The sequence below is a fragment of the Microbacterium protaetiae genome (assembly GCF_004135285.1).
GTDB lineage: Bacteria > Actinomycetota > Actinomycetes > Actinomycetales > Microbacteriaceae > Microbacterium > Microbacterium protaetiae.
On record NZ_CP035494.1, the window covers coordinates 3123863 to 3137439 of the forward strand.

Here is a 13577-nt window from a genome sequence, read left to right on the forward strand (position 1 = left end):
AGAACCGGCGCCCGTGCGGAAGGTGGGACTTGAACCCACACGCCCGAAGGCACAGGAACCTAAATCCTGCGTGTCTGCCGATTTCACCACTCCCGCGAGTGGTCCAAGTCTACTGAGCGGGCTGTGCGGATGCTGTGGGGATAACCCCCGTTCTGTCCCTCCGGTCAGCGGCCTGTGGATAACTTCTGCGGCGAGATTGCGATTCCTGCCACGATGGCGGAATGAGTCTCGCGTACGCCGCCGGCGACCCCGCTGCCGCCCGGTTGGTCGCCGAGCGTGTGCGCGAGAGCCTTCGGAGCGAGCAGGCCGACCCGCTGCGCGACCCCGACCGGGCGACGCAGCTGGCCTGGAGCGAGGTGCGCCGCTACAACGACTACGCTCTGGCCCGGGGCCTGGAGCCCATCGACGATGAGCCGGGGTGCGTGCGCGAGGTGCTGGCCTCGGTCACCGGGTACGGGCCGCTGCAGGCCTACCTCGACGATCCCACGGTCGAAGAGCTGTATCTGAACGCCCCCGATCGCATATACGTGGCCCGCGGGGGCGTGTCGGAGCGGATTCCCCTGGCGCTGACCGACGTCGCCGTGCGCGACCTCGTGGAACGGATGCTGCAGTCCACGGGTCGCCGCGTCGATCTGAGCCAACCGTTCGTGGATGCTTCGCTGCCCGATGGCAGTCGGCTGCACGTGGTGATCCCCGATATCACCCGGCGCCACTGGTCGGTGAACGTGCGCAAGTTCCTGCCGGCGCACCGCACGCTCGAGCGACTCGTCGCCGGAGGATCGCTGGGCGCCGATGCCGCTCACCTGCTGCGCACCGCGATGCGGCAGGGACGCAGCATCCTCGTCTCCGGCGCCACCCACGCCGGCAAGACGACGCTGCTGGGCGCCCTGATCGCCGCCTGTGCGACCGAGCAGCGCATCATCACCGTGGAGGAGACCTTCGAGCTCGCCGTGGACGCCCCCGACCTGGTGGCGATGCAGGGGCGACAGCCGAGTCTGGAGGGAACCGGCGAGGTGACCCTGCGGCGCCTGGTGAAAGAGGCACTGCGGATGCGCCCCGACCGTCTGGTGGTGGGCGAGGTGCGCGACGCCGAGGCGCTCGATCTCGTTCTGGCTTTGAACACCGGCGTGCCGGCGGCCGCAACGATCCACGCGAACTCGGCGCGCGAGGCCCTGGCGAAACTCGCGGCGTTGCCTCTGCTGGCGGGCCGCAACATCGACGCGGGGTTCATCGTGCCCGCGGTGGCCGCCGGCATCGACCTGGTCGTTCATTGCGTGCGCGACCCCGACGGACGGCGCCGGGTCGGTGAGATCGTCGAGACCACCAGCCGGGTCGTCGAGGGCACCATCGAGGCGCGCACCGTGTATGGGGACGGCGGATGACCCTCGTCTTGGGTGCTGCGTTGGCCGCCGGCATTCTGCTGACCCTCTCTCCCTGGCTCTGGCCCGCCAGCACGCGAAACCCGACGCGCGACACCGGTGCGCTGGGGCGGCTGATGGATGCCGCGGGCTACGCGCATGTGCCCACGAGGGTGCCGGTGGCAATCGCGGCACTGCTTGCCGCCGCGTCGGCCTCGGTCGCCTGGCTCGTGCTGGCAGTGCCGGTGGTCGCGGTTCTGGCGGCCGTCGCCGGAGCCGCCGCCCCCTTCCTCTGGCTGCGCGCCCGGCAGGTGCGTCTGCTGCACTCCCGGCGCGGGCTGTGGCCTGATGTCTGTGAGCTGCTCATCGCCTCAGTACGGGCGGGGATGTCGCTTCCCGACGCCGTCTCGTCGCTGCAGAGCTCGGCACCGGCCGAGCTGCGGCCCGCCTTCGCGGTGTTCGCACGCGATGTCGCGGCATCCGGTCACTTCGATTCGGCCGCCGCGCGACTGAAGACCACGCTGTCCGATCCGATCGCCGACCGGATCATCGAGACGCTGCGGATGGCCCGGCAGGTGGGCGGAACCGAGCTCGTGCCCGTGCTGCGGTCGCTGGCGGCATCGGTGCGCGCCGACGCTGCCCTGCGCGCCGAAGTCGAGGCCCGGCAGTCGTGGTTGCGGGGCGCCGCAGTGCTCGGCGTGGTGGCGCCGTGGGTGGTGCTCGCACTCTTGGCGGCGCGCCCCGAGGGCGCCGCGGCGTACAGCAGCCCGCAGGGGATAGCACTCGTGCTGGCGGGTGCGGGCATCTCGTTCGTGGCCTATCGGCTGATGATGCGCCTGGGGCGGCTGCCCGAACCGCGGAGGTGGTTCGGATGACCGAGCTCACCGATGCAGCCATCGCGATCGTTGCCGGCACGGCGCTGGGCGTGGGCGTCTGGCTGCTGGTCGTGTGCACACCGCGGTGGGGCGCTCCGAGTCTTGAGCGCCGCATTGCGCCGTACATCCGCGACATCGCCGACCCAGCGGGGCTCACACCGCTCACGCCGCTACGCGCGCCGTGGGCAGGCGTGCGGGCACGGTGGGAGCGCATGGTGTCGGGTTCGGATGCCGTCGCCCGGCGACTGCGGCAGGCCGGCCGCCGGGCCGACCGCGAGGGGGTGGCCGGCTTCCGCTCTCGCCAGCTTGCCTGGGGCCTGACCGGGCTGCTGTGCGGCGCGGTGGTCGCCGTGATCGTGGCTCTGAGCGGCCGGTTCACCGCCGCTGCGGCCGTGCTGCCGCTGCTCACCGGGGTCGCCGGGGCGGCGCTGTGCGACGTCGTGCTCACCCGCGCGGCTCGCTCGCGCGCCGCCCGCATTGAAGAAGAGCTGCCGACGGTTCTGGAGTTTCTCGCGCTGTGTCTGGCCGCGGGCGAGGGGATCGTTGACTCGCTGCGGCGTATCGGTCGGGTCGGGGCAGGAGAGCTCACCACCGAGTTGCGTGCAGTCGTGCTCGCCGTGGGAACCGGATCGTCGCTCGCCGATGCCTTGACGGCGTCGGCGCGGGGGCTGCAGGTGGCGGCGCTCACGCGCTCGGTCGACCACATCGTGGCCGCGCTTGAGCGCGGGGCCCCGCTCGCGCAAGTGCTGCAGGCACAGGCCACCGATGCCCGCGAAGACGCGAAGCGGGGACTCATCGAACGGGCCGGGCGCAACGAGATTCGTATGATGCTGCCCCTGGTCTTCCTAATCCTGCCCATTTCAGTGCTGTTCGCGATTTTTCCGGGCGTTTTCATGCTGCGTCTCGGGATCGGATGAAACGAAGGAGAGAGAACAATGCGGGTGATGTGGAATGCGGCGCGTACGAGGATGCGCAAGGCACTCGCCTGGGATGACGACCAGGGTGATGTGCCGGGATGGGTGCTCGTGACGTTGATGACGGCGGGCCTTGTCGTGGCGATTTGGGCCCTGGCCGGACCTGCGCTCTCTGACCTGTTCGAGCAGGCCATCGCCAAGGTCTCCGGCCTGTAGATCGTGCGCTGCATGCGGCGGTCGGGCGATGACAGCGGCTCGGCGCCCGTGGAGTTCGTGCTCGTGGGCACTCTGCTGACCTTGCTGACTCTTGGCGTGCTCCAGCTCGCCCTGTGCGTCTACGTGCGCAATGTCGTGCATGACGCGGCGGTCGAGGGCGCGTACCAGGCGGCGCTGGCTGACGAAACCCTGGCCGACGGTGAGGTGCGCACCCGCGAACTCATCACCCGCGCCATCGGCGCCGCCTACGCCACCGAGGTGGCCGCATCGAACATCTCGCACGGGTCAGAAGATATCGTGCGCGTGACGGTGCGCACGCCGATGCCCCTCGTCGGGCTGCTCGGTTCCCCAGGGATGTGGGAGGTGTCCGCCGATGCGCCGGTGGAGAATCTTCAGTGACGATGAGGGCACCGCACCGTTGGAGTTCATCCTGGCGGGGATGCTGCTGCTCGTGCCGATCGTGTATCTCATCGTCTCGCTCGGGCTGATCCAGGAGCAGTCGCTCGGCGTCGAATCCGGGGCGCGCCACCTCGCCCGGGCCATCGCCACTGCCCCCGATGCGGCATCGGCCCGCGATCGCGCTGATGCCGTCGCCGACTCGATCGTCGACGAGTACGGGATCGACCGCGACGAGCTCGACGTGGCGATCTCCTGTCGACCCGCGGGCGAGTGCCCCCGGGCCGGGGCGACGCTGGTGGTCACGGTGACCACTCGCGCGGCACTTCCTCTGGTACCGCCCGTGCTGCAGCTGGACCGCCTGGCCAGCGTGCCGCTGTCCGCCTCATCGGCGGCGAAGGTCTCGCGGTTGTGGGGCCAAGGATGAGACGCTGGCTGCGCGCACGCCGCGGCGATGACGAGGGCAGCATCCTGCCGCTGACCATCGGCTATGCGATGATCGCACTCGTCCTGGTGCTGGTGTGCGCTGATGCGACGTCGCTGTATCTGGCGCAGAAGCGCCTGGATGCGCTCGCGGATGCCGCGGCCCTGGCCGGCGCCGACGGATTCGCGCTGACCGCCGATGACGCCGGCGCGACAGCACGGCTGGTCTCCGCGAGCGTGCGCCGGCAGGCCGAGACGCTGGTCGCCGATGTCGGCGCGGGAGCGGTGCTGGTCGACGCCGACACACCCGACGGCCTCTCGGCACGGGTGCGGGTGGCCGGGCAGTGGCATCCACCGGTGATCACCCTGTTCGTCCCCGATGGCTTCACCCTCGAAGCACAGGCCACCAGTCGCACCGCCCTGCGATGAGCGGTCACCGTCGCGGGATGTATCGGGGGATCCAGCGCAGAAACGCGAAGGCTCCGACCACGCCGACCAGACCCATGACGCCGGTGGCCAGCGACAGCGATACCAGCGCCGTGATCGCCGAGACCAGCAGCGGAGCAGCAGCCCCGCCGGCATCGGTGAGGGTGCGCCAGGAGCCGAGGAACGCGGCCGGGTCTGCCTGCGGCGCAAGATCGGCGCCCAGGGTCATCAGAATGCCGCTGGACATGCCGTTGCCCACCCCCAGCACCGCCGCGAACAGCGCGAACCACATGGCGGCCTCGGCATGGTCGTGTGTGAAGGCCAGTGCCAGGAACCCCGCCCCCATCAGCAGCATCGCGGGCAGGGCGGCCCAGAGCCTGCCGAAGCGGTCCATCACCTGCCCCGACGCATAGAACAGTGCGAAATCGAGGGCGCCCGAGATGCCGACCACGAGCGCTATCGTCTGTGCGTCGAGCCCGATCGACACGCCCCACAAAGGCAGCACGACCTGGCGAGCCGATCGCACCGACGACAGCAGAGCGGCGGCGACGCCCAGACGTGCGAGCACCTGCCGGTGTCGCCACATCGTGCGGAACACACCGATCCGCGCCTCGTTCACGCGCACCGGCCCGGTGACGGCCTCGCCGGTGTCTTCGTCGAGTTCGGGGGAGGGCTGCGTGCGGGCGAGGGCAGCGGCGGCATCGTGTTCGGGATCGGGGCCGAGCACCACCAGCAGCACCACGCCGATCAGGCACACCAAGGCGAACCAGATGGCGGCGTGTGCGTCGCCGAAGATCGCCAGCAGGGCTGCCGCCACGAACGGGCCGATGAACACGCCCAGGCGGAACGAGCCGCCCAGCAGCGACAACGCCCGCGCGCGGAATGACAGGGGAATACGGGTGGTCATGAACGAGTGGCGGGCCAGGCCGAACACCGCGGCGCAGAAGCCCAGCACGAACACGGCGATCGTCAGGGTGGCGAGGTTCGGCGCCGCGATCAGGCCGATCGCCGCGGCGATGGCGGCGCTTCCGCCGACAGCCATCGTGACCCGCTCGCCGACACGGGCCACCGCCCAGCCGGCTGGAAGATTGCCGCACAGCTGCCCGACGACCAGGGCCGACGACACCAGTGCGGCCAATGCCACGCCGGCGCCGAGCTGGGCCGCAATCACCGGGATGAGCGGAATGACCGCGCCCTCGCCGAGGGAGAACAGCAGCGTCGGGCCATAGATCATCGGGCCGAAGCGCCACAGCACGTTCCCCACGCTCAAGGGAGGGGGAACGGTGGTCACCGCATCCACGTTAGTCTGGAGTGTCATGCTCGAACTCGATTTGTCCGCCGACATCCAGGCGCTGCGCTCCACCTTCTCCGACATCCAGGCGGTGGTCGACGTACCCGCGCTGCGGGCCGACATCGCCCGGCTCAGCGATGAGGCCGGTGTCCCCGACCTCTGGGATGACCCCGAGAAGGCGCAGAAGGTGACGAGTTCGCTGAGCCATCGCCAGTCCGAGCTTGCCCGCATCACCGAGATAGAGCGGCGGCTCGACGACGTTGAGGTGCTGGTCGAACTGGCCAACGAGATGGAAGACGAGGCGTCGGCCGAAGAAGCCCGCGCCGAGGTCAAGTCCCTCGAAGACGTCGTCGGTCAGCTTGAGGTGCAGACGTTGCTGGACGGCGAGTATGACGAGCGGCCGGCGGTGGTCACCATTCGCGCCGGTGCCGGCGGGGTGGATGCCGCGGACTTCGCCGAGATGCTGCTGCGCATGTATCTGCGCTGGGCCGAGCAGCACAAGTACCCCGTGACGGTGATGGACACCTCTTACGCCGAAGAGGCGGGTATCAAATCGGCCACGTTCGAGGTCGACGCGCCGTACGCTTTCGGCACCCTGAGCGTGGAGGCCGGCACGCACCGCCTGGTGCGGATGAGCCCGTTCAACTCGGCCGGCAAGCGGCAGACCTCGTTCGCGGCTGTCGAGGTCATTCCGCTGATGGAAGAGGCGACCGAGGTCGAGATCCCCGAATCTGACATCCGCGTCGACGTGTTCCGCTCGTCGGGTCCGGGTGGCCAGTCGGTGAACACGACCGACTCGGCGGTGCGCATCACCCACCTGCCGACCGGCATCGTGGTCTCGATGCAGAACGAGAAGTCGCAGATCCAGAACCGTGCCGCCGCCCTGCGCGTGCTGCAGTCGCGCCTGTTGCTGCTGCAGAAGGAGCAGGAAGCGGCCACCAAGAAGGAGCTTGCGGGCACCATCACCGCCAGTTGGGGCGACCAGATGCGCTCATATGTGCTCGCGCCGTACCAGATGGTGAAAGATCTGCGCACCGAGCATGAGGTGAACAATCCGCAGGCGGTGTTCGACGGTGACCTCGACGGCTTCATCTCGTCGGGCATCCGGTGGCGTAAGCGCAAGAACGACGACTGATCGGCGCGGCGGCGGTGTCGCTCCCAACGATCGTGCGCGGGCCACTTAGGCTCGTTGAGCCATGATCCGGTTCGAGAACGTCACCAAGCGGTATCGCGGCACCTCCAAACCCGCTCTGTCGAACGTGGACTTCGAGGTGCAACGCGGAGAATTCGTCTTTCTCGTCGGCCCGTCGGGGTCGGGAAAGTCGACCTGTCTGCGCATGGTCTTGCGCGAGGAGACCCCCAGTGAAGGCCGGGTCGTCGTGCTCGGCCGCGACCTGCGCACGGTGTCGAACCGCAAGGCTCCATACTTCCGCCGCCACATCGGCGCGGTGTTCCAGGACTTTCGCCTGCTGCCGACGAAGACCGTGTCGCAGAACGTCGCTTTCGCCCTCGAAGTCATCGGCGCATCGCGCGCATTCATCCGCCAGTCGGTTCCCGAGGTGCTTGCACTGGTGGGCCTGGAGGGCAAGGGCAAGCGGCTGCCGCACGAGCTGTCCGGCGGCGAGCAGCAGCGCGTGGCGATTGCCCGCGCTCTCGTGAACCGCCCCCAGGTGCTGCTGGCTGACGAGCCCACCGGAAACCTCGACCCCGCCACCTCGGTGGGCATCATGCAACTTCTCGCCCGGATCAACAGCACCGGCACCACGGTGCTCATGGCCACGCACGAGGCGGGTTTCGTCGACCAGATGCAGCGCCGTGTCATCGAACTGCAGGAGGGCGAGATGCTGCGCGATGAGCGGCACGGCGGCTACGGTGACACCTCGGGGCTGCCGAGTCTGGCGCCGGGTCCCGAACGCGGAGCGGCGGCTGTGGCCGCGCTCACGGCCGTGCTCGAGGTGCACCGCGAGACGGTATCGGGCGCCCCCGATGCAGAGCGGGAGGATGCCGCGGCCGCGCCGGCCGCCGAGCCGGTGATCGACCGCGCCGCGGCATCCGAGTCCGCGACATCCCCGTCCCCAGCATCCGATTCAGCGCCCGAACCCGGCGCGGACGAGCTGCCCGGCGGGCTGTCTGAGGCGTTGGGCGCGGCAGAGCGCCTGGGCCTGGGCGAAGACGACGACGAAGTGGGGCCGACGCGATGAGGGCCGGACTCGTCGTGCGCGAGGCACTGAACGGCCTGCGACGCAACGCCTCCATGATCATCTCGATCGTGCTGGTCACGTTCGTCTCGCTCACATTCGTGGGCGCGGCGATTCTCATGCAGGCCCAGATCGGCACCATGCGCGACTTCTGGACCGGGCGTGCTCAGGTGCAGGTGTCGATGTGCGTCGACGGTGCGCGCGAGGCCACCTGCGACGCCGGTGCCGCCACCGACGAGCAGATCCAGGCGGTGAAGGATCAGCTCGACGGCGCGGGTCTGAAGCCGCTCATCGCCAAGTACCGCTACGAGACGCCCAAGCAGGCCTACCAGAACGCGCTGGAACTGCTCGGCGACGATTACAAAGACATCCTGACCCCGAGCCAGTTCGGCGCGAGCTTCTACATCAACCTCGTCGACCCGCAGAACTCCGCCGTCATCACCGAGGCGTTCGCCGGCAAGAAGGGCGTTCAGGCGGTGCAAGATCAGATGCAGCTGCTGCAGCCGCTGTTCACCGCCCTGACGGTCTCCACCTATGTCGCGGTGGGCATCGCCGTGCTCATGTTGATCGCCGCCGTTCTGCTGATAGCGACCACTATCCGTCTCTCGGCTTATGCGAGACGCAAAGAGCTGCGGATCATGCGGCTGGTCGGGGCGTCCAACGGCTTCATCCAGACGCCGTTCATCCTCGAAGGTGTGCTGTCGGCGCTGATCGGGTCGGTCCTATCGGGTCTGGCCATCTGGGCGGGCGTGCGCTTCGGTGTGAACGGCTATCTGCGCACCCGGGTCGACTTCATCACCACCTGGGTGGGGATGGGCGATGTGGCCTACGTCGTGCCGATCCTCATCGGCATCGGCGTGGTGCTGGCCGCCGTCTCGGCCGGGTTCGCCATCCGGCGCTGGCTGCGCGCGTAGCTGCGATACACTGATGGGCTGCCGCGGCACGTGCCCACGGCATCCACCAGCATCCGGACCGGGAGAGAACCATGCCGAAGGAACGCGGCGAGAAGATCGTCGCGACCAACCGTCGCGCACGCCACGACTACCTCATCGAGAAGACATATGAGGCGGGTCTGGTGCTCACCGGCACCGAGGTGAAGTCGCTGCGCGAGGGCCGCGCCAACCTCTCCGACGGGTACGCCTACATCAAAGACGGCGAGGCGTTTCTCGACGCGGTCAACATCCCGCAGTACCTGCAGGGCAACTGGACGAACCACGCCGCCAAACGGGTGCGCAAGCTGCTGCTGCACAAGGAAGAGATCGTGCGTCTTTCGCACGCGGTGTCGGCCGGCGGCTACACGCTCGTGCCGATGCGCCTGTACTTCTCTGACGGGCGTGCCAAGGTCGAGATCGCTGTGGCCAAGGGCAAGCGAGAGTTCGACAAGCGCCAGACGCTGCGTGAACGGCAGGACCGCCGCGAGGCCGAGCGCGCCATGCGCACGCGCAACCGGATGGGCGAGTAGTCAGGCGACCGGCTCGACTGCGGCGGCCGGCTGCGGGTCGCTGAAGGCCTGCTTCGGCACGAACAGCAACAGAAGCGCCGCCGAGACCAGGGCGGTCACCCCGCACACCACCCACACCGTGACGTATCCGGCGAACGACCCGGCGGTGGCCCCGGCGTCGGCGGCGTGGCTGAGCAGTGCGATGCCGAACACGCACGATGCTATGGCGCCGCCTACCGTCTTGACCGAGTTCGTCAGTCCGGTGGCCACCCCGGTCTGAGTGGCCGGCGCGGCTGATGCCGCGGCGGCGGGAAGAGCGGCCACCAGGGCCCCCGAACCGATGCCGACGATGACCATGTTCCCGAGAACCTGCGCGTAGCTGGCATGCAGCGGCAGGAACAGAAGAAAGCCGACGCCGACCAGCACCGCGGCGATCACCAGCGTCAGGCGCGGCGTGATGCGGCGCGCGAGCTGTGGATACGCCAGTGCGCCGGTGATCATCGCGATCAGGTAGACACCGATGATCAGTGAGGTCGCGAACCCTGTCGTGCCCAGTCCATAGCCGTACACACCCGGGTCGGTGCGGGCGAACGTCGACAAGGGAGCCTGCGCACCCAGCACGCTCACGCCGAACAGGCCGGCCGTCAAGAACACCGGGCCCAGGGCCGGCGAGCGGAACATGCGCACGTCGATGAGCGGGTCAGCACAGCGCAGCTCCCACACGACGAACGGCACCAGCAGCGCGATGCCGAGCAGCGTCACCAGCCACGACAGCGGGTCGGACGGGCCGTTCAGACGCAACAGGCTCAGCCCGCCGGTGAAGGCGATCAGCGCCAGCGAGACCAGGATCACGCCCACGGTGTCGAAGGTGCCGCCGGTAGGCTCGGGCGACTCGTTCACCCCGAACAGCACCACGAAGAAGCAGACGATGATCATGACGCTCGGCACCAGCAGCACCATCCACAGGGGGAGCGCGTCGATGAGTGCGCCACCGGCCAACGCGCCGATGATCGCACCCGACTCGAGAGCGGCCACCAGCATCCCCGACGCACGCGCGGTGATCGTCGAGCGTCCGCTCATGCGCCGGGCGCGGGAGAAGATCAACGCGATCTCCAGCGGCAGCCATACGACGTAGAACCCCATCAGAGCCCAGCCGGCGAGGAATATCGCGAACGAGTCGGTGAAGGGAAGGACGAGGGATGCCGCAGCCGTGACAGCCGTCGAGATCAGCAGCATCCGCTTGTGCCCGATCATGTCGCCGAGCTTCGCAAACGCCGGCACCACGAGTGCCGACAGCATCAGCTGGGTGCCTTCGAGCCAGTTCACATCGGCGTCGTGGATGCCCAGGTGCCGGGCGATGTCGGTGAGCATAGGCGTGTAATAGCCCTGCAGAACGCCGCTGGTGAATTCGACGAAGGCGAGGAAGCCGACGACGCCGGCCAGAGCACCCAGGGTCACGCGCGCGGGCGCGGCAGAACGCGTCATGCATGCTCCTTCGCAGGCAGAGATTCGGGTGCGATCACTCTAGCTGCTGAATGAGCGCGCGGTGGAATCGTTCACCGCGCTCGAGGGCGTCGATCGTGACGTGTTCGTCGACCCCGTGGATACTCGCCCGCTGTGCCGCCGACATCGTGAGGGGCGCGAAGCGGTACACCGCCGGGCTGAACCGGTGGAAGTGTCGCGCATCGCTGGCCTGCATCATGATGTACGGCACCGCGTCGGCCCCGGGATATGAAGCGGCCAGCGCCGCGGCGAGCGCAGCGAACTCAGGCCCGTCGGCGGGGGATTCCGGCGAGGGGTCGTCACCCTCGACGACGGTCACCTCGACCTTCGGGTCGGCGATCCGGCGGCGCACGCGGGCCACGGTGCCTTCCACCGTCTCACCCACGGCGATGCGCAGGTTGACGGTCGCCGCCGCCTGCGAGGGCAGCACGTTGGCCGCCGTGCCCCCCGATGCCATCGTCGCAGCCACGGTGGTGCGCACGAGCGCCGCGGTCTCGCCGCCCAACCGCGCGAAGACCCGGGCCGCAAGCCACGGCCAGGCCGCCAGCATCCGATACAGCACCCGCCCGAACCCCCGTGCGCGGCCCGCGAACATGCCGAGCATTCGCCGGATGGCCGTGGGCGTGTGGGGGCGGAAAGTGGAGGCGCCCAGCCGGTCGATAGCGCGCGCGACGCGCCGCACCGCTGTCATGGCCGGGGGAGCGGAGGCATGCCCGCCCTCCCCTCGCGCAGACACGGTGAGAGTGAGCACCCCCTTCTCGGCCAGCCCGATCATGGCCGCCTGTCCGGTCACGAACGGCAGCGGGGCATCCACGACCGCGCCGCCCTCATCGAGCACGAGCCAGGGGATCTCGCCACGATCGCGGAACGCATCGGCTATTGCCCGCGCCGCGTCTCCGTACGTCTCCTCGTTACCCCCGAACGAGAGGCAGACATCGCGGGCGGGCGTGAATCCTGCCTCCAGCAGATTCTCCACCGCCTCCAGGACCACCAGCAGCGGCCCCTTGTCGTCGAGGGTGCCGCGACCGTAGACGATGCCGTCGGCGATGTGTCCGGCGAAGGGAGGATGCGTCCAGGGGTCGGTCTCATCGACCGGCACGACGTCGAAGTGCGCCATGAGCACGAGTGGGGCGCCACTGCGCCGCCCCTTCCAGCGGAACAGCAGACCGAGGTCGGTGTGTCGCGTCAGTTCGAGGCGTTCGTGGGTGAGCGGGTAGAGAGTGCTCATCAGCGTGATGAATTCATCGAACGGCGCCATCCCGCGTTCGGCGAGCTCGGCCGACACCGTGGGCAGCCGGATCATGGCCGACAGTCGCTCTGCCAGGCCCGGCCGGGGTGTGATCTCGGTCATCGCGCGACGAACCGTGCTTCCACGGATGCCGCGACCTCGATATCGGCGGGCTGAAAGTCGACCGCCGGTGCGCCCGCGGTACCGAAAGCAGCCTTGGCCATGCGCAGCGCCGGGGGAGTGTCTCCCGGGGCGAGCAGCCCGAGATCGGCGATCTGCGTCGGGCTGACTTCACTCAGTCCCAGCGCGCCGGCGTACGCGGTCGCACGCTCGACGGCCACCTGCACCGCGCGTGTTGCCACTTCTTTCTCAACCGCGTCGCGTGTGGCAGCGGTGAGCCGCCACTCGATGTCGCCGACCTGCACGCCGTCGCGCTGCGCCACCTGGGTGAGCCACCAGCTCAGCGCCGCGAAGTCGGTGAACGTCGCCGTGACGTCGACGGCCGCATGGTGCACGACGGCGAGCTGCTTGCCCTCGGCCCAGGGGCGGTCCGACCAGACCGCGACGCGCTGACTCGACCACTCGGCGAGGGAGCCAGAGTCGGCACGCTCGGCCAGGTCATCGCGGATCGGTGCGGCCAGCGTGGCGATGCGTTCGACGACCTCGCCGCGGTCGGGGCCTTCCGCGCGCACCGTGATGCGCGCGACGGCCTCTTCGGGAGCGCGGCGAGCGCGGTGCTCGGCACGGACGGTGATGGTGACCTCGGGCATAGAGCAGAGCCTACGGCCCGCGAGCGGCGCATGGGAATTCCGTACCGGGCGATCTCGTTGTAAGCTGTGATGCTCGGGTGTTGCAGCATCCGGTTGACAATTCCACAGCGCGACAGCGGCCGCTCCACTCGGAGCACACACGGGGATGATCGGTTTCGACATCGCCTGTCTATTCACGAGAAGCGGGCCGAGGATGCAGGGTTATCTCGTGAACGCTCCCTGCAAAAAACAAGTGCCAATGCAAAGCGCACTGACTTCGCCCTCGCTGCGTAAGCGAGCCCGATAGTCCGTCAGACCGTATGTGATTCCGGTACGGATCCTGGCGTCATCTAGGAATCTTGCTGTGCGGCGGCGCCTGGACGTCGCACGGGACTTCTCCCAGGCTGGGCTCGTCGACTTAGGTGTCTGTGACAAAGGTCGGAGCCGAGCAGAACGTCTGCACAGACTGCGCCCGGAGAAGGCGTGGAGATTCAGCGATGGACGGGGGTTCGATTCCCCCCATCTCCACGAACCGCTGTCGTGAACAGACCCCCGATTC

General features: G+C 68.8%; 15 protein-coding genes, 1 tRNA gene and 1 other RNA gene. 12 read left to right on the forward strand and 5 right to left on the reverse strand.

Features of this window, described 5'->3' with window-relative positions; all coding sequences use genetic code 11:
• Positions 1 to 14: 14 nt before the first annotated feature.
• A tRNA-Leu gene (locus tag ET475_RS14435) sits at positions 15 to 96 on the reverse strand.
• Between the two features lie 125 nt (positions 97 to 221).
• Here ET475_RS14435 and ET475_RS14440 point away from each other — a divergent pair.
• From ET475_RS14440 to ET475_RS14470, 7 genes are read left to right on the forward strand one after another with little or no spacing between them, the layout of a single operon-like run.
• The gene (locus ET475_RS14440) at positions 222 to 1382 is read left to right on the forward strand and encodes a TadA family conjugal transfer-associated ATPase (protein ID WP_129391773.1); all 1161 of its coding nucleotides are present in this window, start codon (positions 222 to 224) and stop codon (positions 1380 to 1382) included.
• Positions 1379 to 2233, forward strand: coding sequence for a type II secretion system F family protein (locus ET475_RS14445; RefSeq protein WP_129391776.1), 855 nt, complete (start codon positions 1379 to 1381; stop codon positions 2231 to 2233). Before ET475_RS14440 ends, ET475_RS14445 begins: the two co-directional genes overlap by 4 nt.
• On the forward strand, positions 2230 to 3150 hold the full coding sequence (locus ET475_RS14450; protein WP_129391779.1) for a type II secretion system F family protein: 921 nt from the start codon (positions 2230 to 2232) through the stop codon (positions 3148 to 3150). Before ET475_RS14445 ends, ET475_RS14450 begins: the two co-directional genes overlap by 4 nt.
• Positions 3151 to 3177: 27 nt before the next feature.
• On the forward strand, positions 3178 to 3363 hold the full coding sequence (locus ET475_RS14455) for a hypothetical protein (RefSeq protein ID WP_129394009.1): 186 nt from the start codon (positions 3178 to 3180) through the stop codon (positions 3361 to 3363).
• A gap of 12 nt (positions 3364 to 3375) precedes the next feature.
• On the forward strand, positions 3376 to 3762 hold the full coding sequence (locus ET475_RS14460) for a TadE/TadG family type IV pilus assembly protein (RefSeq protein WP_129391782.1): 387 nt from the start codon (positions 3376 to 3378) through the stop codon (positions 3760 to 3762).
• Positions 3737 to 4186, forward strand: a complete 450-nt coding sequence (locus ET475_RS14465) for a TadE family protein (protein WP_129391785.1) — start codon at positions 3737 to 3739, stop codon at positions 4184 to 4186. The genes ET475_RS14460 and ET475_RS14465 overlap by 26 nt, the downstream gene beginning before the upstream one ends.
• Positions 4183 to 4611, forward strand: a complete 429-nt coding sequence (locus tag ET475_RS14470) for a pilus assembly protein TadG-related protein (protein ID WP_129391788.1) — start codon at positions 4183 to 4185, stop codon at positions 4609 to 4611. Before ET475_RS14465 ends, ET475_RS14470 begins: the two co-directional genes overlap by 4 nt.
• Positions 4612 to 4615: 4 nt before the next feature.
• On the opposite strand, the gene ET475_RS14475 is transcribed toward ET475_RS14470, so the two are convergent.
• Complete coding sequence (locus ET475_RS14475) at positions 4616 to 5926, reverse strand: MFS transporter (RefSeq protein WP_422879918.1); 1311 nt, start codon at positions 5924 to 5926, stop codon at positions 4616 to 4618.
• On the opposite strand from ET475_RS14475, the gene prfB reads away from it, so the two are divergent.
• The 4 genes from prfB to smpB all read left to right on the forward strand — a co-directional run bounded on the left by prfB (position 5925) and on the right by smpB (position 9559).
• Positions 5925 to 7034 (forward strand): peptide chain release factor 2, encoded by a 1110-nt coding sequence (prfB, locus tag ET475_RS14480; RefSeq protein WP_129391791.1) that lies wholly within the window; start codon positions 5925 to 5927, stop codon positions 7032 to 7034. The genes ET475_RS14475 and prfB overlap by 2 nt on opposite strands.
• A 61-nt stretch (positions 7035 to 7095) precedes the next feature.
• The gene (ftsE, locus tag ET475_RS14485) at positions 7096 to 8100 is read left to right on the forward strand and encodes a cell division ATP-binding protein FtsE (protein WP_129391794.1); all 1005 of its coding nucleotides are present in this window, start codon (positions 7096 to 7098) and stop codon (positions 8098 to 8100) included.
• Positions 8097 to 9011, forward strand: a complete 915-nt coding sequence (ftsX, locus tag ET475_RS14490) for a permease-like cell division protein FtsX (protein WP_129391799.1) — start codon at positions 8097 to 8099, stop codon at positions 9009 to 9011. The genes ftsE and ftsX overlap by 4 nt, the downstream gene beginning before the upstream one ends.
• Positions 9012 to 9082: 71 nt before the next feature.
• Positions 9083 to 9559: an SsrA-binding protein SmpB gene (smpB, locus tag ET475_RS14495; RefSeq protein WP_129391802.1), complete on the forward strand. Its 477-nt coding sequence runs from the start codon at positions 9083 to 9085 to the stop codon at positions 9557 to 9559.
• On the opposite strand, the gene ET475_RS14500 is transcribed toward smpB, so the two are convergent.
• The 3 genes from ET475_RS14500 to ET475_RS14510 are packed head-to-tail and all read right to left on the reverse strand — an operon-like array spanning position 9560 to position 13039.
• Positions 9560 to 11023 carry an MFS transporter gene (locus tag ET475_RS14500; RefSeq protein WP_129391805.1) on the reverse strand — a complete coding sequence of 488 codons (1464 nt, stop codon included), beginning with the start codon at positions 11021 to 11023 and terminating at the stop codon, positions 9560 to 9562.
• Positions 11024 to 11057: 34 nt separating this feature from the next.
• Positions 11058 to 12392 carry a M20/M25/M40 family metallo-hydrolase gene (locus ET475_RS14505; protein WP_129391808.1) on the reverse strand — a complete coding sequence of 445 codons (1335 nt, stop codon included), beginning with the start codon at positions 12390 to 12392 and terminating at the stop codon, positions 11058 to 11060.
• Positions 12389 to 13039 carry an SIMPL domain-containing protein gene (locus ET475_RS14510; protein WP_129391811.1) on the reverse strand — a complete coding sequence of 217 codons (651 nt, stop codon included), beginning with the start codon at positions 13037 to 13039 and terminating at the stop codon, positions 12389 to 12391. Before ET475_RS14510 ends, ET475_RS14505 begins: the two co-directional genes overlap by 4 nt.
• 141 nt (positions 13040 to 13180) lie before the next feature.
• On the opposite strand from ET475_RS14510, the gene ssrA reads away from it, so the two are divergent.
• Positions 13181 to 13549: a transfer-messenger RNA gene (gene ssrA, locus ET475_RS14515) on the forward strand.
• Positions 13550 to 13577 lie beyond the last annotated feature (28 nt).

Excerpts from the sequence above, each read along its gene's own strand:
- ET475_RS14470 (WP_129391788.1), top strand. The coding sequence starts at position 4,183 with ATGAGACGCTGGCTGCGCGCACGCCGCGGCGATGACGAGGGCAGCATC.
- smpB (WP_129391802.1), top strand. The coding sequence starts at position 9,083 with ATGCCGAAGGAACGCGGCGAGAAGATCGTCGCGACCAACCGTCGCGCA.
- ET475_RS14460 (WP_129391782.1), top strand. The coding sequence starts at position 3,376 with ATGCGGCGGTCGGGCGATGACAGCGGCTCGGCGCCCGTGGAGTTCGTG.
- prfB (WP_129391791.1), top strand. The coding sequence starts at position 5,925 with ATGCTCGAACTCGATTTGTCCGCCGACATCCAGGCGCTGCGCTCCACC.
- ftsE (WP_129391794.1), top strand. The coding sequence starts at position 7,096 with ATGATCCGGTTCGAGAACGTCACCAAGCGGTATCGCGGCACCTCCAAA.
- ET475_RS14465 (WP_129391785.1), top strand. The coding sequence starts at position 3,737 with ATGCGCCGGTGGAGAATCTTCAGTGACGATGAGGGCACCGCACCGTTG.
- ET475_RS14450 (WP_129391779.1), top strand. The coding sequence starts at position 2,230 with ATGACCGAGCTCACCGATGCAGCCATCGCGATCGTTGCCGGCACGGCG.
- ET475_RS14440 (WP_129391773.1), top strand. The coding sequence starts at position 222 with ATGAGTCTCGCGTACGCCGCCGGCGACCCCGCTGCCGCCCGGTTGGTC.
- ftsX (WP_129391799.1), top strand. The coding sequence starts at position 8,097 with ATGAGGGCCGGACTCGTCGTGCGCGAGGCACTGAACGGCCTGCGACGC.
- ET475_RS14475 (WP_422879918.1), bottom strand. The coding sequence starts at position 5,926 with ATGACACTCCAGACTAACGTGGATGCGGTGACCACCGTTCCCCCTCCC.
- ET475_RS14500 (WP_129391805.1), bottom strand. The coding sequence starts at position 11,023 with ATGACGCGTTCTGCCGCGCCCGCGCGCGTGACCCTGGGTGCTCTGGCC.
- ET475_RS14445 (WP_129391776.1), top strand. The coding sequence starts at position 1,379 with ATGACCCTCGTCTTGGGTGCTGCGTTGGCCGCCGGCATTCTGCTGACC.
- ET475_RS14455 (WP_129394009.1), top strand. The coding sequence starts at position 3,178 with ATGTGGAATGCGGCGCGTACGAGGATGCGCAAGGCACTCGCCTGGGAT.
- ET475_RS14505 (WP_129391808.1), bottom strand. The coding sequence starts at position 12,392 with ATGACCGAGATCACACCCCGGCCGGGCCTGGCAGAGCGACTGTCGGCC.
- ET475_RS14510 (WP_129391811.1), bottom strand. The coding sequence starts at position 13,039 with ATGCCCGAGGTCACCATCACCGTCCGTGCCGAGCACCGCGCTCGCCGC.